This is a genomic window from Xylophilus rhododendri, assembly GCF_009906855.1.
In the GTDB taxonomy this organism is placed as follows: domain Bacteria; phylum Pseudomonadota; class Gammaproteobacteria; order Burkholderiales; family Burkholderiaceae_C; genus Xylophilus; species Xylophilus rhododendri.
This window is the reverse complement of record NZ_CP047650.1, coordinates 780435-795055: the sequence shown is the minus strand read 5'-3', so window position 1 is coordinate 795055 and position 14621 is coordinate 780435. Positions and strand designations below refer to the sequence as shown.

14 protein-coding genes are annotated in these 14621 nt (G+C 69.2%); 8 read left to right on the top strand and 6 right to left on the bottom strand.

What is annotated here, in order from left to right; all coding sequences use genetic code 11:
- Positions 1-19 precede the first annotated feature (19 nt).
- From aceF to lpdA, 3 genes are read left to right on the top strand one after another with little or no spacing between them, the layout of a single operon-like run.
- Positions 20-1708 (top strand): dihydrolipoyllysine-residue acetyltransferase, encoded by a 1689-nt coding sequence (gene aceF, locus GT347_RS03775; protein ID WP_160550692.1) that lies wholly within the window; start codon positions 20-22, stop codon positions 1706-1708.
- Between the two features lie 4 nt (positions 1709-1712).
- A complete protein-coding gene (locus GT347_RS03770; RefSeq protein ID WP_160550691.1) occupies positions 1713-2303 on the top strand; it encodes an Ntn hydrolase family protein in 591 nt (196 codons plus the stop codon).
- Positions 2300-4141, top strand: a complete 1842-nt coding sequence (lpdA, locus tag GT347_RS03765; RefSeq protein ID WP_160550690.1) for a dihydrolipoyl dehydrogenase — start codon at positions 2300-2302, stop codon at positions 4139-4141. Before GT347_RS03770 ends, lpdA begins: the two co-directional genes overlap by 4 nt.
- A 106-nt stretch (positions 4142-4247) precedes the next feature.
- Here the strand turns inward: lpdA and GT347_RS03760 are convergent, their stop codons facing one another.
- On the bottom strand, positions 4248-4835 hold the full coding sequence (locus GT347_RS03760) for a C40 family peptidase (protein WP_160550689.1): 588 nt from the start codon (positions 4833-4835) through the stop codon (positions 4248-4250).
- A 152-nt stretch (positions 4836-4987) separates the two neighbouring features.
- Between GT347_RS03760 and GT347_RS03755 the strand changes: the two genes are divergently transcribed.
- From GT347_RS03755 to GT347_RS03745, 3 genes are read left to right on the top strand one after another with little or no spacing between them, the layout of a single operon-like run.
- Positions 4988-6085 carry a PQQ-dependent sugar dehydrogenase gene (locus GT347_RS03755; protein WP_195812397.1) on the top strand — a complete coding sequence of 366 codons (1098 nt, stop codon included), beginning with the start codon at positions 4988-4990 and terminating at the stop codon, positions 6083-6085.
- A gap of 50 nt (positions 6086-6135) precedes the next feature.
- Entirely contained in the window at positions 6136-6741 is a 606-nt protein-coding gene (locus tag GT347_RS03750; protein ID WP_160550687.1) for an isochorismatase family protein, read from the top strand.
- A 60-nt stretch (positions 6742-6801) separates the two neighbouring features.
- On the top strand, positions 6802-8727 hold the full coding sequence (locus GT347_RS03745) for a propionate--CoA ligase (protein WP_160550686.1): 1926 nt from the start codon (positions 6802-6804) through the stop codon (positions 8725-8727).
- Here the strand turns inward: GT347_RS03745 and GT347_RS03740 are convergent.
- Together GT347_RS03740 and GT347_RS03735 are read right to left on the bottom strand one after the other, a co-directional pair.
- Positions 8710-9030 carry an addiction module antidote protein gene (locus GT347_RS03740; protein ID WP_160550685.1) on the bottom strand — a complete coding sequence of 107 codons (321 nt, stop codon included), beginning with the start codon at positions 9028-9030 and terminating at the stop codon, positions 8710-8712. The genes GT347_RS03745 and GT347_RS03740 overlap by 18 nt on opposite strands.
- A gap of 2 nt (positions 9031-9032) precedes the next feature.
- Positions 9033-9347, bottom strand: coding sequence for a type II toxin-antitoxin system RelE/ParE family toxin (locus GT347_RS03735; RefSeq protein ID WP_160550684.1), 315 nt, complete (start codon positions 9345-9347; stop codon positions 9033-9035).
- 90 nt (positions 9348-9437) lie between these two features.
- Between GT347_RS03735 and GT347_RS03730 the strand changes: the two genes are divergently transcribed.
- Positions 9438-10097 carry a DUF1345 domain-containing protein gene (locus GT347_RS03730; RefSeq protein WP_160550683.1) on the top strand — a complete coding sequence of 220 codons (660 nt, stop codon included), beginning with the start codon at positions 9438-9440 and terminating at the stop codon, positions 10095-10097.
- 1 nt (position 10098) lies between these two features.
- On the opposite strand, the gene GT347_RS03725 is transcribed toward GT347_RS03730, so the two are convergent.
- From GT347_RS03725 to GT347_RS03715, 3 genes are read right to left on the bottom strand one after another with little or no spacing between them, the layout of a single operon-like run.
- The gene (locus GT347_RS03725; protein WP_160550682.1) at positions 10099-10992 is read right to left on the bottom strand and encodes a DMT family transporter; all 894 of its coding nucleotides are present in this window, start codon (positions 10990-10992) and stop codon (positions 10099-10101) included.
- Positions 10989-11537, bottom strand: coding sequence for a methylated-DNA--[protein]-cysteine S-methyltransferase (locus GT347_RS03720; protein ID WP_160550681.1), 549 nt, complete (start codon positions 11535-11537; stop codon positions 10989-10991). The genes GT347_RS03725 and GT347_RS03720 overlap by 4 nt, the downstream gene beginning before the upstream one ends.
- Positions 11534-13075 (bottom strand): DNA-3-methyladenine glycosylase 2 family protein, encoded by a 1542-nt coding sequence (locus GT347_RS03715; protein ID WP_160550680.1) that lies wholly within the window; start codon positions 13073-13075, stop codon positions 11534-11536. The genes GT347_RS03720 and GT347_RS03715 overlap by 4 nt, the downstream gene beginning before the upstream one ends.
- A 159-nt stretch (positions 13076-13234) precedes the next feature.
- Between GT347_RS03715 and GT347_RS03710 the strand changes: the two genes are divergently transcribed.
- Complete coding sequence (locus GT347_RS03710) at positions 13235-14620, top strand: phosphomannomutase/phosphoglucomutase (RefSeq protein ID WP_160550679.1); 1386 nt, start codon at positions 13235-13237, stop codon at positions 14618-14620.
- Position 14621 lies beyond the last annotated feature (1 nt).

The following is a 14621-nucleotide window of genomic DNA, read 5'->3' as shown; positions in this document are numbered from 1 at the left end:
CGACCCGGAGACACACGATATGGCATTGGTGGAAGTAAAAGTCCCGGACATCGGCGACTTCAAGGACGTCGCCGTCATCGAACTGCTGGTCAAGCCGGGCGACACCGTCGCGGCCGACCAGTCGCTGATGACGGTGGAGTCGGACAAGGCCTCGATGGAGATCCCGTCGTCGGCCGCCGGCGTGCTCAAGGAACTCAAGGTCAAGATCGGCGATACCGTGAACATCGGTGACCTGATCGCGATGCTGGAATCGGATGCGGCTGCTGCGCCGGCTCCGGCCGCCGCTGCACCGGCGCCTGCCGCCGCAGCGCCTGCCGCGGCACCGGCCCAGGCCAGCGCTCCGGCGCCGGCCGCCGCCGCCGCACCCGCTGCGGCGTCCGGCCCGGTCGAGGTGAAGGTGCCGGACATCGGCGACTTCAAGGACGTCTCGGTCATCGAACTGCTGGTCAAGCCCGGCGACAAGGTCGAGGCCGACCAGTCGCTGATCACCGTCGAATCGGACAAGGCCTCGATGGAGATCCCGTCGTCGGCCGCCGGCGTGCTGAAGGAACTGAAGGTCAAGGTCGGCGATGTGGTGAACATCGGCGACCTGGTGGCGATCCTGGAGGGCAGCGCCGCTGCCGCTCCGGCCCCTGCCGCCGCCGCCCCGGCGCCCGCGGCAGCCGCTCCGGCTCCGGCCGCCGCCGCGCCCGCCGGCATGGCCAGCCAGCCGGTCGAACGCACCGACCCCAACGCGGCCCTGCCGCCACACCAGCCCACCACGCCTACCGGCGCGCTGCCGCATGCATCGCCCTCGGTGCGCAAGTTCGCCCGCGAACTCGGCGTGCCGCTGGAAGAGGTCAAGGGCTCCGGCGCCAAGGGCCGCATCACCCAGGACGACGTGCAGAACTTCACCAAGGCGGTGATGTCCGGCGCGGCCAGCACCAAGGCCTCGGCGGCCAAGGCGCCCGCGTCCGGCGGCGGCGATGGTGCCGGCCTGGGCCTGATCCCCTGGCCCAAGGTGGACTTCGCCAAGTTCGGCCCGGTGGAGCGCAAGGACCTGTCGCGCATCAAGAAGATCAGCGGCGCCAACCTGCACCGCAACTGGGTGATGATTCCCCACGTCACCAACAACGACGAGGCCGACATCACCGAGCTGGAAGCCTTCCGTGTCTCCACCAACAAGGAGAACGAGAAGAGCGGCGTGAAGGTGACCATGCTGGCCTTCGTCATCAAGGCGGTGGTCGCGGCGCTGAAGAAATTCCCCGAGTTCAACGCCAGCCTCGACGGCGACACCCTGGTCTACAAGCAGTACTTCAACATCGGCTTCGCGGCGGACACGCCCAACGGCCTGGTGGTGCCGGTGCTGAAGGACGCCGACAAGAAGGGCATCCTGCAGATCAGCCAGGAGATGGGCGAACTCGCCAAGAAGGCGCGCGACGGCAAGCTCGGCGGCGGCGACATGTCCGGCGGCTGCTTCTCGATCAGCTCGCTGGGCGGCATCGGCGGCACGCATTTCACGCCCATCATCAACGCACCGGAAGTGGCCATCCTGGGCCTCTCGAAGGGCCAGATGAAGCCGGTGTGGGACGGCAAGGCCTTCCAGCCGCGCCTGGTGCTGCCGCTGAGCCTGTCGTACGACCACCGGGTCATCGACGGCGCTTCCGCGGCACGCTTCAATGCGTACCTGGGCCAGCTGCTCGGCGACCTCCGCCGCATCACGCTTTAGCCGCATGACGACCGTCGTCGTCGTCCGCAAGAACGGCCAGGTCGCCCTGGCCGCCGACACGCTGGTGACCTTCGGCGACACCCGCCTGAAGCACCGCTTCGAGGACAACTCGAAGATCTTTTCCCTCGACACGCCGGCAGGCACCACCTACGTCGGCATGGCCGGCACGGTGGCGCACTTCCCGGTGCTGCGCAAGTCGCTCGCCGCCATGGCGCCCGAGCAGCGCCTGTTCGGCAGCAAGGACGAGATCTTCGACACCTTCTCGCGGCTGCATGCGGTGTTGAAGGACAACTTCTTCCTGCAGACCAAGGAAGACGATAACGACCCCTACGAGTCCAGCCAGTTCAGCGTGCTGCTGGCCAACCCGGCGGGCATCTTCGGCCTCTACAGCTACCGCGAAGTCTTCGAGTTCAAGGAGTTCTGGGGCATAGGCTCCGGGCGCAGCTTCGCGCTCGGCGCCATGCACGCGGCCTACGGCAAGGCCAAGACCGCGCGCGAGATCGCCCAGGCCGGCGTCGATGCCGGCTGCGAGTTCGACCGCAATTCCGAAGGCCCGGTCAACCTGTTCACCCTCAAATTGAAAGCTGACACATGAGCCAGCAAGACATCGCCGTTCCCGATATCGGTGACTTCAAGGACGTTCCGATCATCGAGATCCTGGTCAAGCCCGGCGACACCATCGCCGTGGACCAGTCGCTCGTGACCGTCGAGTCGGACAAGGCTTCGATGGAGATTCCCTCGTCGGCCGCCGGCGTGGTCAAGGAGATCAAGGTCAAGATCGGCGACACGGTCAGCCAGGGCAGCATCCTGCTGAGCGTGGAGGCCAGTGGTGCCGCCGCGCCCGCGCCGGCCGCCGCGGCGCCTGCACCGGCTGCCGCGCCTGCTGCTGCAAACGCCGCCGCTCCCGCTCCCAAGGCGGCTCCCGCGCCCGCGCCTGTCGCCGCCAAGGCCTCCGGCCCCGTCTCCGACAAGCCCGATGCCGACTACGACCTGGTCGTGATCGGCGGCGGCCCCGGCGGTTATTCCGCCGCCTTCCGTGCCGCCGACCTGGGCCTGAAGGTCGCCATCGTCGAGCGCTACACCACCCTCGGCGGCGTCTGCCTGAACGTGGGCTGCATCCCGTCCAAGGCGCTGCTGCACGTGGCGGCCGTCATGGACGAGGTCAAGCATTTCGCCGACCTGGGCGTGAGTTTCGGCGAGCCGAGCCTCGACATCGCCAAGCTGCGCACCCACAAGGAAAAGGTCATCGGCAAGCTGACCGGCGGCCTGGGCCAGATGGCCAAGATGCGCAAGGTGACGGTGCTGCGCGGCCTGGCGAGCTTCTCCGGCGCCCACACCATGGACGTGGCCGAGACCTCCGGCAGCGGCCAGGAGAAGACCGGCAAGACCCAGTCGGTGAGTTTCCGCCGCGCCATCATCGCGGCCGGCTCGCAGGCGGTGCGCCTGCCCTTCCTGCCGGACGATCCGCGGGTGGTCGATTCCACCGGTGCGCTGGCGCTGACGGCGGTGCCCAAACGCATGCTGATCGTCGGCGGCGGCATCATCGGCCTGGAAATGGGCACGGTGTATTCCAGCCTGGGCGCGCGCCTGGACGTGGTGGAGATGCTCGACGGCCTGATGCAGGGCGCCGACCGCGACCTGGTCAAGGTCTGGCAGAAATTCAATGCCCCGCGCTTCGACAACATCATGCTGAAGACCAAGACGGTGGGCGCCAAGGCCACCGAGGCCGGCATCGAAGTCACGTTCGAAGGCGAGGGCGCGCCGAAGGAACCCCAGGTCTACGACCTGGTGCTGCAGGCCGTGGGCCGCACGCCCAACGGCAAGAAGGTGGGCGCGGACAAGGCCGGCGTGGAAGTCACCGACCGGGGCTTCATCAACGTCGACATCCAGCTGCGCACCAACGTCGGCCACATCTTCGCCATCGGCGACCTGGTCGGGCAGCCCATGCTGGCCCACAAGGCGGTGCACGAAGGCCATGTGGCGGCCGAAGTCATCGCGGGCGAACTGCTGGGCGACAAGGAGCTGGCTTCGGCCGTCTTCGACGCCCGGGTGATCCCCAGCGTGGCCTACACCGATCCGGAAGTGGCCTGGGTGGGCCTCACCGAGGACCAGGCCAAGGCGCAGGGCATCAAGGTCGAGAAGGGCCTGTTCCCCTGGGCGGCTTCGGGCCGGGCGATTGCCAACGGCCGCGACGAGGGCTTCACCAAGCTGCTGTTCGACGCCGAGACCCATCGCATCCTGGGCGGCGGCATCGTCGGCACCCATGCGGGCGACATGATCGGCGAGATCGCCCTGGCCATCGAGATGGGCGCGGACGCGGTGGACATCGGCCGCACCATCCATCCGCATCCGACGCTGGGCGAATCCATCGGTCTGGCCGCGGAAGTGGCGCATGGCAGCTGCACCGACGTGCCGCCGCCGCGCAAGAAGTAAGTCAGCGCCCGGCCTCGGCAACGAGGCCGGCCAGAAAGCAGAAAGCCCGGCTGGACCGGGCTTTTTGTCGTACGCCTGGGGCGTACAGCGATGTCGGAAACGTCCTTCAGCGCGTGGCGGGCAGGTTGGCGCTGGCGGCCACCGCTGCCGCGGCCTCGTCGCCGCCTTCCACACGGCGGGCGCCGTCGAAACGCGCATTCCAGTAGCCGATGCGCATGTCTTCCACACGCACCTTGGCGCCGGGCTTGGGCGCGTGGATGAATTTGTTGTCGCCGACGTAGATGCCCACGTGGCTGAAGGCGCGACGCATCGTGTTGAAGAAGACCAGATCGCCGGGCTTCAGGTCGTCGCGGTCGATCTTCTGGGTGCTGGCTGCCTGCTCGGCGGCGCGGTGCGGGAGCAGCAGGCCGACGGTCTGTTCGTAGATGGTGCGGACAAAACCGCTGCAATCCACGCCCTTTTCGCTGCTGCCGCCGCGGCGGTAGGGCACGCCGATGAAGCCCATGGCGTTCACGACGAGGTCGGAGGCCCGTTCGGTCACCGAGCTCTGCACATCGCGCAGATGGCCCATCAGGCCCTTCTGTGCGACCAGGGCGGCCAGTTCGTCAGGTTGTTCGGCGGTGGTGGTAGGAGCGGCGTTGGCTAGAGCGGCGGCACACGACAACAACAGGACGCACAGGGCTTTCTTGGGCATGGGTGCGGATTCTGTCGTCAGACGCCGCCTACGTCAAGGATGGTTACATGCTCTCAGTCATCGGTTATCGTCAAGCGCACAAACAAAATTTTTTGCAAAAAAGCGACGAAGCGATGCCTCTGCGACTGCGTTCTCGACCGGGTTCTCCTCTGATGTACTGCCTGGCAGGCCTGCTGGCGGCCCACGGCGCCATCGCCGCGGAGACCTCGGTGCGCGCCGTCACGGTGGCCCAAGGCCTGAAATATCCGTGGGCCGTGGCCTTTCTCCCCGGATCGCAGTATCTGGTGACGGAGCGCCCGGGCACGATGCGGCTGGTCGGCGCGGACGGCAAGGTCGGCGCGCCCATCGCCGGCGTGCCGGCGGTGGCCACGGGCGGTCAGGGCGGGCTGCTGGATGTGGTCACCGACAAGGACTTCGCCCACAACCGCCAGATCTTCTTCTGCTACTCCGAGCCGGGCGAGGGCAGCAGCAACGGCACGGCGCTGGCCAGCGCCCGCCTGTCGCGCAAGCAGGATGCGCTGGAGGATGTGCAGGTCATCTTCCGCCAGACGCCCAAGGTGGACAGCGGCAGCCACTTCGGTTGCCGGATCGTCGAGGCCAGCGACGGCAACCTGTTCCTCACCCTGGGCGAACGCTTCAGCGAGAAGGAAGAGGCGCAGAAGCTCGACAACCACCTGGGCAAGATCGTGCGCATCGCCAAGGACGGCTCGGTGCCCAAGGGCAATCCCTTCGTGAACCGCCCCGGCGCGCTGCCGGAGATCTGGAGCTACGGCCACCGCAATGTGCAGGGCGCCGTCATCGGCCCGGACGGCCGGCTCTGGACGCACGAGCACGGTCCGCAGGGCGGCGACGAGATCAACCTGCCGGTGGCCGGCCGCAACTATGGCTGGCCGGTGATCACCTACGGCGAGAACTACGGCGGCGGCAAGATCGGCGCCGGCATCACCGCGCAGGAAGGCATGGAGCAGCCGCTGCACCAATGGACGCCATCCATAGCGCCGTCCGGCATGGCCTTCCTCGGCAGCCTGCGCTACGGCACGGCCTGGCGCGGCAACCTCTTCGTGGGCTCGCTCAAGTTCCGCTACCTGGACCGCATCGTGCTGTCGGGCGGCAAGGTGCAGTCCGAACACAAGCTGCTGGCCGACCTCAAGGAACGCATCCGCGACGTGCGCCAGTGCCCGGACGGCCTGCTCTATGTGCTCACCGACAACCCCAGCGGCCGGCTGCTGCGGCTGGACCCGGTGAAGTAGGGCGCCGGTTTCGGTTCTAATCGCCGGCCTTCTCTCAGACAAGCCCCGCCATGCTGCTCGACGTTTCCGAATCCCAACTCGTCCTGATCGACTACCAGGCCCGCCTGATGCCCGCCATGGGCGATGCCGATGCGGTGCTGGCCAACGCCGCCCGCCTGGCAGAAGCGGCGCAGCTGCTGGAAGTGCCGGTCTGGGGTACCGAGCAGAATCCGTCCAAGCTCGGTGCGCTGCCGCCCGAGCTGCGCGAACGCTGCCGCCGGGTGCTGGCCAAGATGGAATTCAGCGCCTGCGCCGAAGGCCTGACCGAATGGCTGCGCCCGCCGCAGAAGACCGCGCCCCAGGGCAATGCGCGCAGCCTGCCGCGCCACCTGCAGAAGCCGCAGGAGCAGGCACCCGGCCGGGGCAGCATCGTGCTGGCCGGCTGCGAGGCCCACATCTGCCTGTTGCAGACGGCGCTCGACCTGCTGGACGACGAATTCGATGTCTGGGTGGTGACCGATGCCTGCGCCTCACGCACCGAACGCAACCGCGATGCCGCCTTCGACCGCCTGGCCGGCGCCGGCGCCGAGCTGGTGACCACGGAAATGGTGCTCTTCGAATGGCTGGGCGGCGCCGAGCATCCGCTGTTCAAGCAGGTACAAGCCCTGATCAAATAGGCCGCGCCGCGTCAGCGCGGCGCAAGAAGGTCTCGAATAATCGGCTGCAGGAGACAGCCCATGACGACCTTCGCGGACTTCCACCGCCGCTCCATCGAAGAGCGCGACACCTTCTGGGCCGAGCAGGCCCGGCTCATCGACTGGCACACGCCGCCGCAGCAAATCTGCGACTGGAGCCGCCCGCCCTTCGCCCGCTGGTTCGAGGGCGGCACCACCAACCTCTGCCACAACGCGGTCGACCGCCATCTGGCGCTGCGGGCGGCGCAGCCGGCGCTGGTGGCCATTTCCAGCGAGATCGGCACCGAACGCAGCTACACGTACGAGGAGCTGCACCGCGAGGTCAATGCCATGGCTGCCGCGCTGCAATCACTGGGCGTGGTGCGCGGCGACCGGGTGCTGATCTACATGCCCATGATCGCCGAGGCGGTCTTCGCGATGCTGGCCTGCGTGCGGCTGGGAGCCCTGCACACGGTGGTCTTCGGCGGCTTCGCACCGGCCGCGCTGGCAGCACGCATCGACGATGCCGAGCCGCGGGTGGTGGTGAGCGCCGATGCCGGCTCCCGTGGCGGCCGGGTGCTGGCCTACAAGCCCTTGCTGGATGAAGCCCTGCAGCGCGCCACCCGGCCGCCCGCGCAGGTGCTGCTGGTCGATCGCGGCTTGGCGCCGTTGCCGCTGCAGCCGGGCCGCGACCTGCTCTGGAGCGAACTGCGCCAGGCCCACGCCGATGCGGTGGTGCCCTGCGAATGGGTGGACGCCACCCATCCCAGCTACACCCTCTACACCAGCGGCACCACCGGCCGGCCCAAGGGCGTGCAGCGCGACACCGGCGGCTACGCCGTGGCGCTGGCGGCCAGCATGCGTCACATCTTCGATGCGCGCGGCGGCCAGACCTTCTTCTGCACCAGCGACATCGGCTGGGTGGTGGGCCACAGCTACATCGTCTACGGCCCGCTGATCGCGGGCATGACCACCCTGGTCTACGAAGGCCTGCCGGTGGCGGCGGGCGCCACGCCCGATCCGGCCGTCTGGTGGCGGCTGGTGCAGCGGCATGGCGTCACCCACATGTTCTCGGCGCCGACGGCGATCCGGGTGCTGCGGCGGCAGGATCCGGAGCATCTCAAGCGCTACGACATCTCCAGCCTGCGGGCGCTCTGGCTGGCCGGCGAGCCGCTGGACGAGCCGACCGCACGGTGGATCCAGGACGCGCTGGGCGTGCCCGTCGTCGACAACTACTGGCAGACCGAAAGCGGCTGGCCGATCATGACCATCGCCAACGGCGTGGAGCGCTCGGCCGGCCGCATCGGCAGCCCGGGCGTGCCGATGTACGGCTACGACCTGCGCCTGATCGACGAGGCCACCGGGCAAGACCTGCAGGGTGCAGGACAGAAGGGCGTGATCGCCATCGAAGGCCCGCTGCCGCCCGGCTGCATGCAGACGGTGTGGCGCGACGACGAACGCTTCGTCGACACCTACTGGAAGAGCCTGCCCGGCCGCTTCGTCTACAACACCTTCGACTGGGGCGTGCGCGACGAGGACGGCTATTACTTCATCCTGGGCCGCACCGACGACGTGATCAACGTGGCCGGCCACCGCCTGGGCACCCGCGAGATCGAGGAGGTGCTGGCCGGCCATGCCGGCGTGGCGGAAGTCGCGGTGGTGGGTGTGGCCGACGCGGTCAAGGGCCAGGCCGCGCTGGCGGTGGTGGTGCCGCGCGATGCGGCGGCCGGCGGCGATCCGGCCCGGGCCGCGGCCCTCGAGGCCGAACTGCTGGCGCATGTCGGCGCCCAGCTGGGGGCGATTGCGCGGCCCTCGCGGGTGGTCTTCGTGGGGCTGCTGCCCAAGACACGCAGCGGCAAACTGCTGCGGCGGGCGATCCAGGCGGTATGTGAGGGGCGGGATACCGGGGATCTCAGCACGCTGGAGGACCCGGGGGCGCTGCAGCAGGTGCGGGAGGCGGTGGGGCGAGGGCTAACCAAGACCTTGTGATGAGCCGCCGCTTGCACGCGCATGGCGTGCCGGGACGATTGTCAATTGCAGGCCGGCGGCCTTCAATACCTTCACCACGGTATCGAAGCGCGGCTGGGTGCCTTCCTTGAAAGTCTTGTAGAGGCTTTCGCGTCCCAGGCCGGTGAGCTCGGCAATATGGGACATGCCGGTCGCACGTGCCACATCGCCCAGTGCATCCACCAGTTCGGCGGGATCGCCGTCCTCGAGTATCTGGGACAGGTATTCGGCGATGACTTCCGGGCTGTCCAGGTAATCGGCGATGTCGAATTCCTTGAGTTCCATCTTCACAGTTCCTTTGCCAGGGCTTTCGCCCGTTGGATGTCCCGGTCCTGGCTGGACTTGTCTCCGCCCGCCAGGACCACCACCAGCCGCTGACCGCGCTGCACGAAGTAGACGCGATAGCCTGGGCCGACGTCCACGCGCAGCTCCGATACGCCATCGCCCACCGGCTTCATGTCGCCAAAATTGCCTGCCTGCATGCGTTTGAGCCGGCGGGCGACGGCGGCTTTGGCCCGTGCATCCCGCAGGCCGTCGAGCCATTCGCCAAAGGCGCGGGTGGTCTGCACGGTGAAGCTGAGAATGTATCCTGCAGAATACATAAAAACAAGTCCGAAGTTGCGGTAGGCCGAATTGTTTTCGGCCGTGCATCCCGCTCGTCAGCCACGCCGACCCCGCGTCACAATCCTTCGATGCACTTCTCCGAAACCACCGGCCCGCAGCGCCTGGCCTATGCCGCCCTGGCCTTCATCGTGGTCGCCCTGCTGCCCCTGCCCATCGAATGGCCGGCCCGCGGCCTGCTCGCCTGGATCGCCGCCGCGGCCATCGACCTGGGCCTGGCCGCGCGCCTGGCCAGCGGCTTCGATGCCTGCCGCATCCGCGAGCGCGCCAAGGCGCAGGACGAATCCGCCTGGGTGCTGTTCCTGGTGATGGTGGTGGCCCTGTGCGCCAGCGTGGCGGCCATCGTGCTGCTGATCGGCCATGCCAAGAACCTGCCGCCGGCACAGCGGGTGCTGCAACTGCTGCTGTCGGCGCTGGCGCTGGCGGCGTCCTGGTTGTGGATCCACAGCCTGTTCGCCTTCCACTATTCCCATCTCTACTACCAGAGCGAGGACGAGAAGGCCGAGAACGCCGCCGACAGCGCGGGGCTGGATTTCCCCGGTCCGGAAGATCCGGAGTATTTCGACTTCCTCTATCACGCGCTGGTGATCGGCATGACCTCGCAGGTCTCGGATGTGCAGGTCACCACCGGCCGCATGCGTCGGCTGACCACGGTGCATGCCTTGCTGGCCTTCGTCTTCAACGTGGTGCTGCTGGCGCTGGGCATCAACGCGCTGGCGTCCGCCCTCTGATTCACACCTCGTGCGGCCGCGGCAGCCGCACCAGCCCGCTCGCCAGCAGCGTGCCGGCCAGCACCACCAGGCCGCCGACGATGGTGGTGGCGGTGACCGGCTCCTGCAGCAGCACCGCGCCGTAACTCACGCCGAACACCGGGATCAGGAAGGTCACCGTCATGGCGCGCGCCGCGCCGGCCCGCTGGATCAGCCGGTAATACAGGAAATAGGCCAGGGCCGAACACAGCAGGGCCAGCGCCAGCACCGCCATCCAGGCGCTGGTGCCGGGCGGCCGGGCGGGCCAGTCCAGCACCGTGGGCAGGGCCAGTACCAGGGTGGCGCCGGCCAGGCTGCCGGCGGTGCTGAACAGCGGCGACAGGCCCTTGAGGTGCAGCCGCGCCATCGTCGCGCCGATGCCGTAGCAGAGCGTGGCGCCCAGGCAGGCCAGCACCGGCAGCAGGCCGATGCTGCCGTCCAGCCGGCCGCCGCCCTGGGCGATCAGCGCCACGCCGCCGAAGCCGACGGCCAGGCCGATGCAGCGCGAGATATCCGGCCGCTCGCCCAGCCAGGCCCAGGCCACCAGGGCGCCGAACAGCGGCGCGGTGGCGTTGAGGATGGAGGTCAGCCCGGTCGGCTGGTGCAGCACCGCGTACGAGAACAATGCGAAGGGGATGCCCGAGTTGAAGGCGCCGGTGGCGATCAGCCAGGCCCAGCGTCGGGCCGTCATGCCGCTGGCCGGCCGCTGCAGCCAGAGGGCCGGCGCCAGCACCAGGGCCGCCAGGCCAACCCGCAGTCCCGCCGTGGCGAAGGGGCCGAATTCCGCCGCGCCCATGCGCATGAAGAGAAATGAGGCGCCCCAGATGGCCGCCAGGGCGATGAAGCTGCCGAGCCAGCCGCGCGAGCCATCGTTCATGCCGCCGACCCTTGCCGCTCCAGCCCGGTCAGGTTGCGCTGGGGCTGCTCCAGTGCCAGCAGCGCCGACTTGCGCGGCAGTCCGCCGGCATAACCGGTCAGCGCGCCGGCGCCGCCCACCACCCGGTGGCAGGGCACCAGGATGGAGACCGGGTTGCGGCCTACGGCCGCGCCCACCGCGCGTACCGCCGAAGGCCTGCCGGTCGCCACGGCCAGCGCGCCGTAGCTGCAGGTCTGGCCATGATCGAGCTTGAGCAGGCCGGCCCACACGGCCATCTGGAACTCCGTCCCGGCCGGCAGTTCGATCGGCACTTCGAAGCGCTGCAGCCGGCCGTCGAAATAGGCCTGCAGCTCGCGCTCGGTGGCGTCCAGCACGGCATGCGGCCCGTCATGGCGCGGCCAGCCGTCGGGCGCGTCCAGCGCGGCGGGGCGGTATTTGTGGTCGTCGAACCAGAGGCCGGCCAGGCCGCGCGGCGTGGCGGCGAGGTCGATGGCGCCGAGCGGGCTGATCCAGCGGCGCTGCACGGTGTCCTGGGCATATTTCATGGGCTTGTCTCTCCGGATGGGTCTGGGGGAATTGTCGCTTCGGGCGTGCCGTGCCAGGCGCGCAGCACCGCATAGCTGCGCCAGGGGCGCCAGGCCTGCGATGCGTCGATGGCGGCCTGCGCCGGTTTGGGCGCGCCGCGCACGCCCAGGGCCTTCTGCAGCGCCACGTCGCCGGCCGGAAAGGCATCGGGCCAGCGCAACGCGCGCATGGCGATGTATTGCGCGGTCCAGTCGCCGATGCCGGGCAGGGCGCGCAGGGCGGCCATGGCCGGCTCCGGCGCATCGCCCGGCCGCAGGGCGAGCCGGCCGGCCTCGCATTCGCGCGCGAGGGCCACGATGGCGCCCTGGCGCTGGCGCACGATGCCCAGGCTGCCGAGCGCGTCGCCATCGGCCAGGGCCAGGGCGGCCGGCGTGGGAAAGAGCCTGTTCACTCCCGGGAATGGCGTCTGCACCGGCTCGCCGTAGCGGGCCACCAGCCGGCCGCACACGGTGTGCGCGGCGGCCACCGTCACCTGCTGGCCGAGGATGGCGCGCACCGCCAGCTCGAAGCCGTCCAGCGCGCCCGGCACCCGCATGCCGGCGCTGCCGGGGAAATGCGGCAGCAGCACCGCATCGATCGCGGCCGGGTCGGCGTCTAGGTCGAACATGGCGCGCATCCGCGGGATCAGCGCGGGCAGCGCAGGCGCCAGGCCTTCGCCCACCCGCAGCAGCAGCTGCTGTCCGGCGTGGTCGAAGGCGATCTGCAGCCAGCCGGTGCAGCGGCCCAGGCGCAGCGTGCGGGTGAGCCAGGGCTGGCGCCCGTCCTCCACCAGCGTCTCCAGTCCGCTCACCAGCCGCTTTTTAAAGAAGGCCAGCATGCCGGCCGCATCGTAGGGCGCGCGCCAGGGCAGGCGCACCGTGGCCAGCGGATCGCTGCCGCCGCCCTCGCGCCGCAGCTGGGTCGGGTTGAGCCGGTAGTGCTGCAGGAAGGCGGCGTTGAAGCGGCGTTGGCTGGCGAAGCCGCTGGCCTGGGCGATGGTGGCGACCGGCAGGCGGGTGTCGGTCAGCAGCTGCTTGGCGGCCAGCAGGCGGCGGGTCTGCAGGTACTGCAGTGCCGACACGCCGAAGCTCGCCTGGAACACCCGCCGCAGATGGCGGTCACCCACACCCAGGTGGGCGGCGGCGCGGGCCAGCAGGCTGGTGCCGGTCTCGTCCTGCCAGTGCTGCGGATCGTCCAGCCAGCGTGCGGCCTCGTGGGCCAGCAGGCCGGCGGCGTCGTGCATGCTCCAGGCCGCGGCGGCGCCGGGCGGCGGTGCGAGTTCCGGCCGGCAGCGCAGGCAGGGGCGGAAACCCGCCTGCTCGGCCTGCGCCGCGAGCGCAAAGAATCGGCAGTTCTCCTGCCGCGGCGTACGCACCCGGCAGACCGGCCGGCAATAGATGCCGGTGCTGGTCACGCCGGTGAAGAAGCGCCCGTCGAAACGCGCGTCGTGCGAGGCCAGCGCGCGCCAGCAGCCGTCGGCATCGGCGGGCAGGGCAGGGGAGTGGTCGGTGCTCGGCATCGATCCATGATACGAAGCCGGCGGCCCGGCACTGGCCGTTTCCGGCCATCTGCATGCAGCCTTCACGGAGCGCCCATGTCCGACACCGCAGCGCTTCGGTCCTGCCTACAATCACCAGCGATTTTTGTCATCCAACCGTCCGCATCCGGAGCGCTTTCCATGCCGTTTTCCCCGTCGATCTTCAAGGCCTACGACATTCGCGGCGTGGTGCCGTCCACCCTCGACGAGGAAGTCGCCCGCGCCCTCGGCCAGGCCTTCGGCGCCGCCGCCCTGGCACTCGGCGAGAAGAGCGTGGCCGTGGGCCGCGACGGCCGCCTGTCCGGCCCCGCCCTGTCGGCCGCGCTGATCGCCGGCCTGGTCGATGCCGGCATCCAGGTGATCGACGTGGGCATGGTCACCACGCCCATCCTGTACTTTGCCGCTGCAACGCTCTGCCACAGCGGCATCCAGGTCACCGGCAGCCACAACCCCAAGGACTACAACGGCTTCAAGATGGTGCTGGCCGGCAAGGCCATCTACGGCGAGGAGATCCAGTCCCTGCGCCGCACCATGGACGCCGCCAGTGCGCCTCACCAGGAAGGCGGCAGCGTGCGCCAGGTCGACGTGCTGCCGGCCTACATCTCGCGCATCGTCGGCGACATCAAGCTGGCCCGCCCGATCAAGGTGGTGGTCGATTCCGGCAACGGCGTGGCCGGTGCCTCGGCGCCCGCCATCTTCCGCGCCATCGGCTGCGAGGTGATCGAGCTGTTCAGCGAGGTGGACGGCAACTTCCCCAACCACCATCCCGACCCCAGCAAGCCCGACAACCTGAAGGACGTGATCGCCGCCCTGCAGAGCTCCGACGCCGAGATCGGCCTGGCCTTCGACGGCGACGGCGACCGCTTGGGCATCGTCACCAAGGACGGCCAGAACATCTTCCCCGACCGGCAGATGATGCTGTTCGCACAGGACGTGCTCACCCGCGTGCCCGGCGGCAAGATCATCTTCGACGTGAAGTGCACCCAGCGCCTGGCGCCGGCCATCGCGGCCGCCGGCGGCGAGCCGGTGATGTTCAAGACCGGCCACTCCCTGATCAAGGCCAAGATGCGCGAGACCAACTCGCCTCTCGGCGGCGAAATGAGCGGCCACATCTTCTTCAAGGAACGCTGGTACGGCTTCGACGACGGCACCTATGCCGGCTGCCGCCTGCTGGAGATCCTGAGCCGCAGCGAGGACGTCAGCAAGGTGCTCAACGAACTGCCCACCAGCTTCTCCACGCCCGAACTCAACGTGGCCTGCGCCGAGGGCGAACCCCATGCCGTGGTGCAGAAGCTCATCGAAAGCGCCACGAAGTTCGAGGGCGACGCCAAGGTCTCCACCATCGACGGCCTGCGGGTCGACTGGTCCGACGGCTTCGGCCTGATCCGAGCCTCCAACACCACGCCGGTGCTGGTGCTGCGTTTCGAAGGACACACCGAGGCGGCGATGCACCGCATCGAGGATGTCATGGTCAAGCTGCTCAAGACCTTCAAGCCCGATGCCCAGCTGGGCGCGGCTGCCCACTGAC

Excerpts from the sequence above, each read along its gene's own strand:
- GT347_RS03725 (WP_160550682.1), bottom strand. The coding sequence starts at position 10,992 with ATGAACGATGGCTCGCGCGGCTGGCTCGGCAGCTTCATCGCCCTGGCG.
- GT347_RS03760 (WP_160550689.1), bottom strand. The coding sequence starts at position 4,835 with ATGCCCAAGAAAGCCCTGTGCGTCCTGTTGTTGTCGTGTGCCGCCGCT.
- lpdA (WP_160550690.1), top strand. The coding sequence starts at position 2,300 with ATGAGCCAGCAAGACATCGCCGTTCCCGATATCGGTGACTTCAAGGAC.
- aceF (WP_160550692.1), top strand. The coding sequence starts at position 20 with ATGGCATTGGTGGAAGTAAAAGTCCCGGACATCGGCGACTTCAAGGAC.
- GT347_RS03710 (WP_160550679.1), top strand. The coding sequence starts at position 13,235 with ATGCCGTTTTCCCCGTCGATCTTCAAGGCCTACGACATTCGCGGCGTG.
- GT347_RS03770 (WP_160550691.1), top strand. The coding sequence starts at position 1,713 with ATGACGACCGTCGTCGTCGTCCGCAAGAACGGCCAGGTCGCCCTGGCC.
- GT347_RS03735 (WP_160550684.1), bottom strand. The coding sequence starts at position 9,347 with ATGTATTCTGCAGGATACATTCTCAGCTTCACCGTGCAGACCACCCGC.
- GT347_RS03720 (WP_160550681.1), bottom strand. The coding sequence starts at position 11,537 with ATGAAATATGCCCAGGACACCGTGCAGCGCCGCTGGATCAGCCCGCTC.
- GT347_RS03750 (WP_160550687.1), top strand. The coding sequence starts at position 6,136 with ATGCTGCTCGACGTTTCCGAATCCCAACTCGTCCTGATCGACTACCAG.
- GT347_RS03730 (WP_160550683.1), top strand. The coding sequence starts at position 9,438 with ATGCACTTCTCCGAAACCACCGGCCCGCAGCGCCTGGCCTATGCCGCC.
- GT347_RS03745 (WP_160550686.1), top strand. The coding sequence starts at position 6,802 with ATGACGACCTTCGCGGACTTCCACCGCCGCTCCATCGAAGAGCGCGAC.
- GT347_RS03755 (WP_195812397.1), top strand. The coding sequence starts at position 4,988 with ATGTACTGCCTGGCAGGCCTGCTGGCGGCCCACGGCGCCATCGCCGCG.
- GT347_RS03715 (WP_160550680.1), bottom strand. The coding sequence starts at position 13,075 with ATGCCGAGCACCGACCACTCCCCTGCCCTGCCCGCCGATGCCGACGGC.
- GT347_RS03740 (WP_160550685.1), bottom strand. The coding sequence starts at position 9,030 with ATGGAACTCAAGGAATTCGACATCGCCGATTACCTGGACAGCCCGGAA.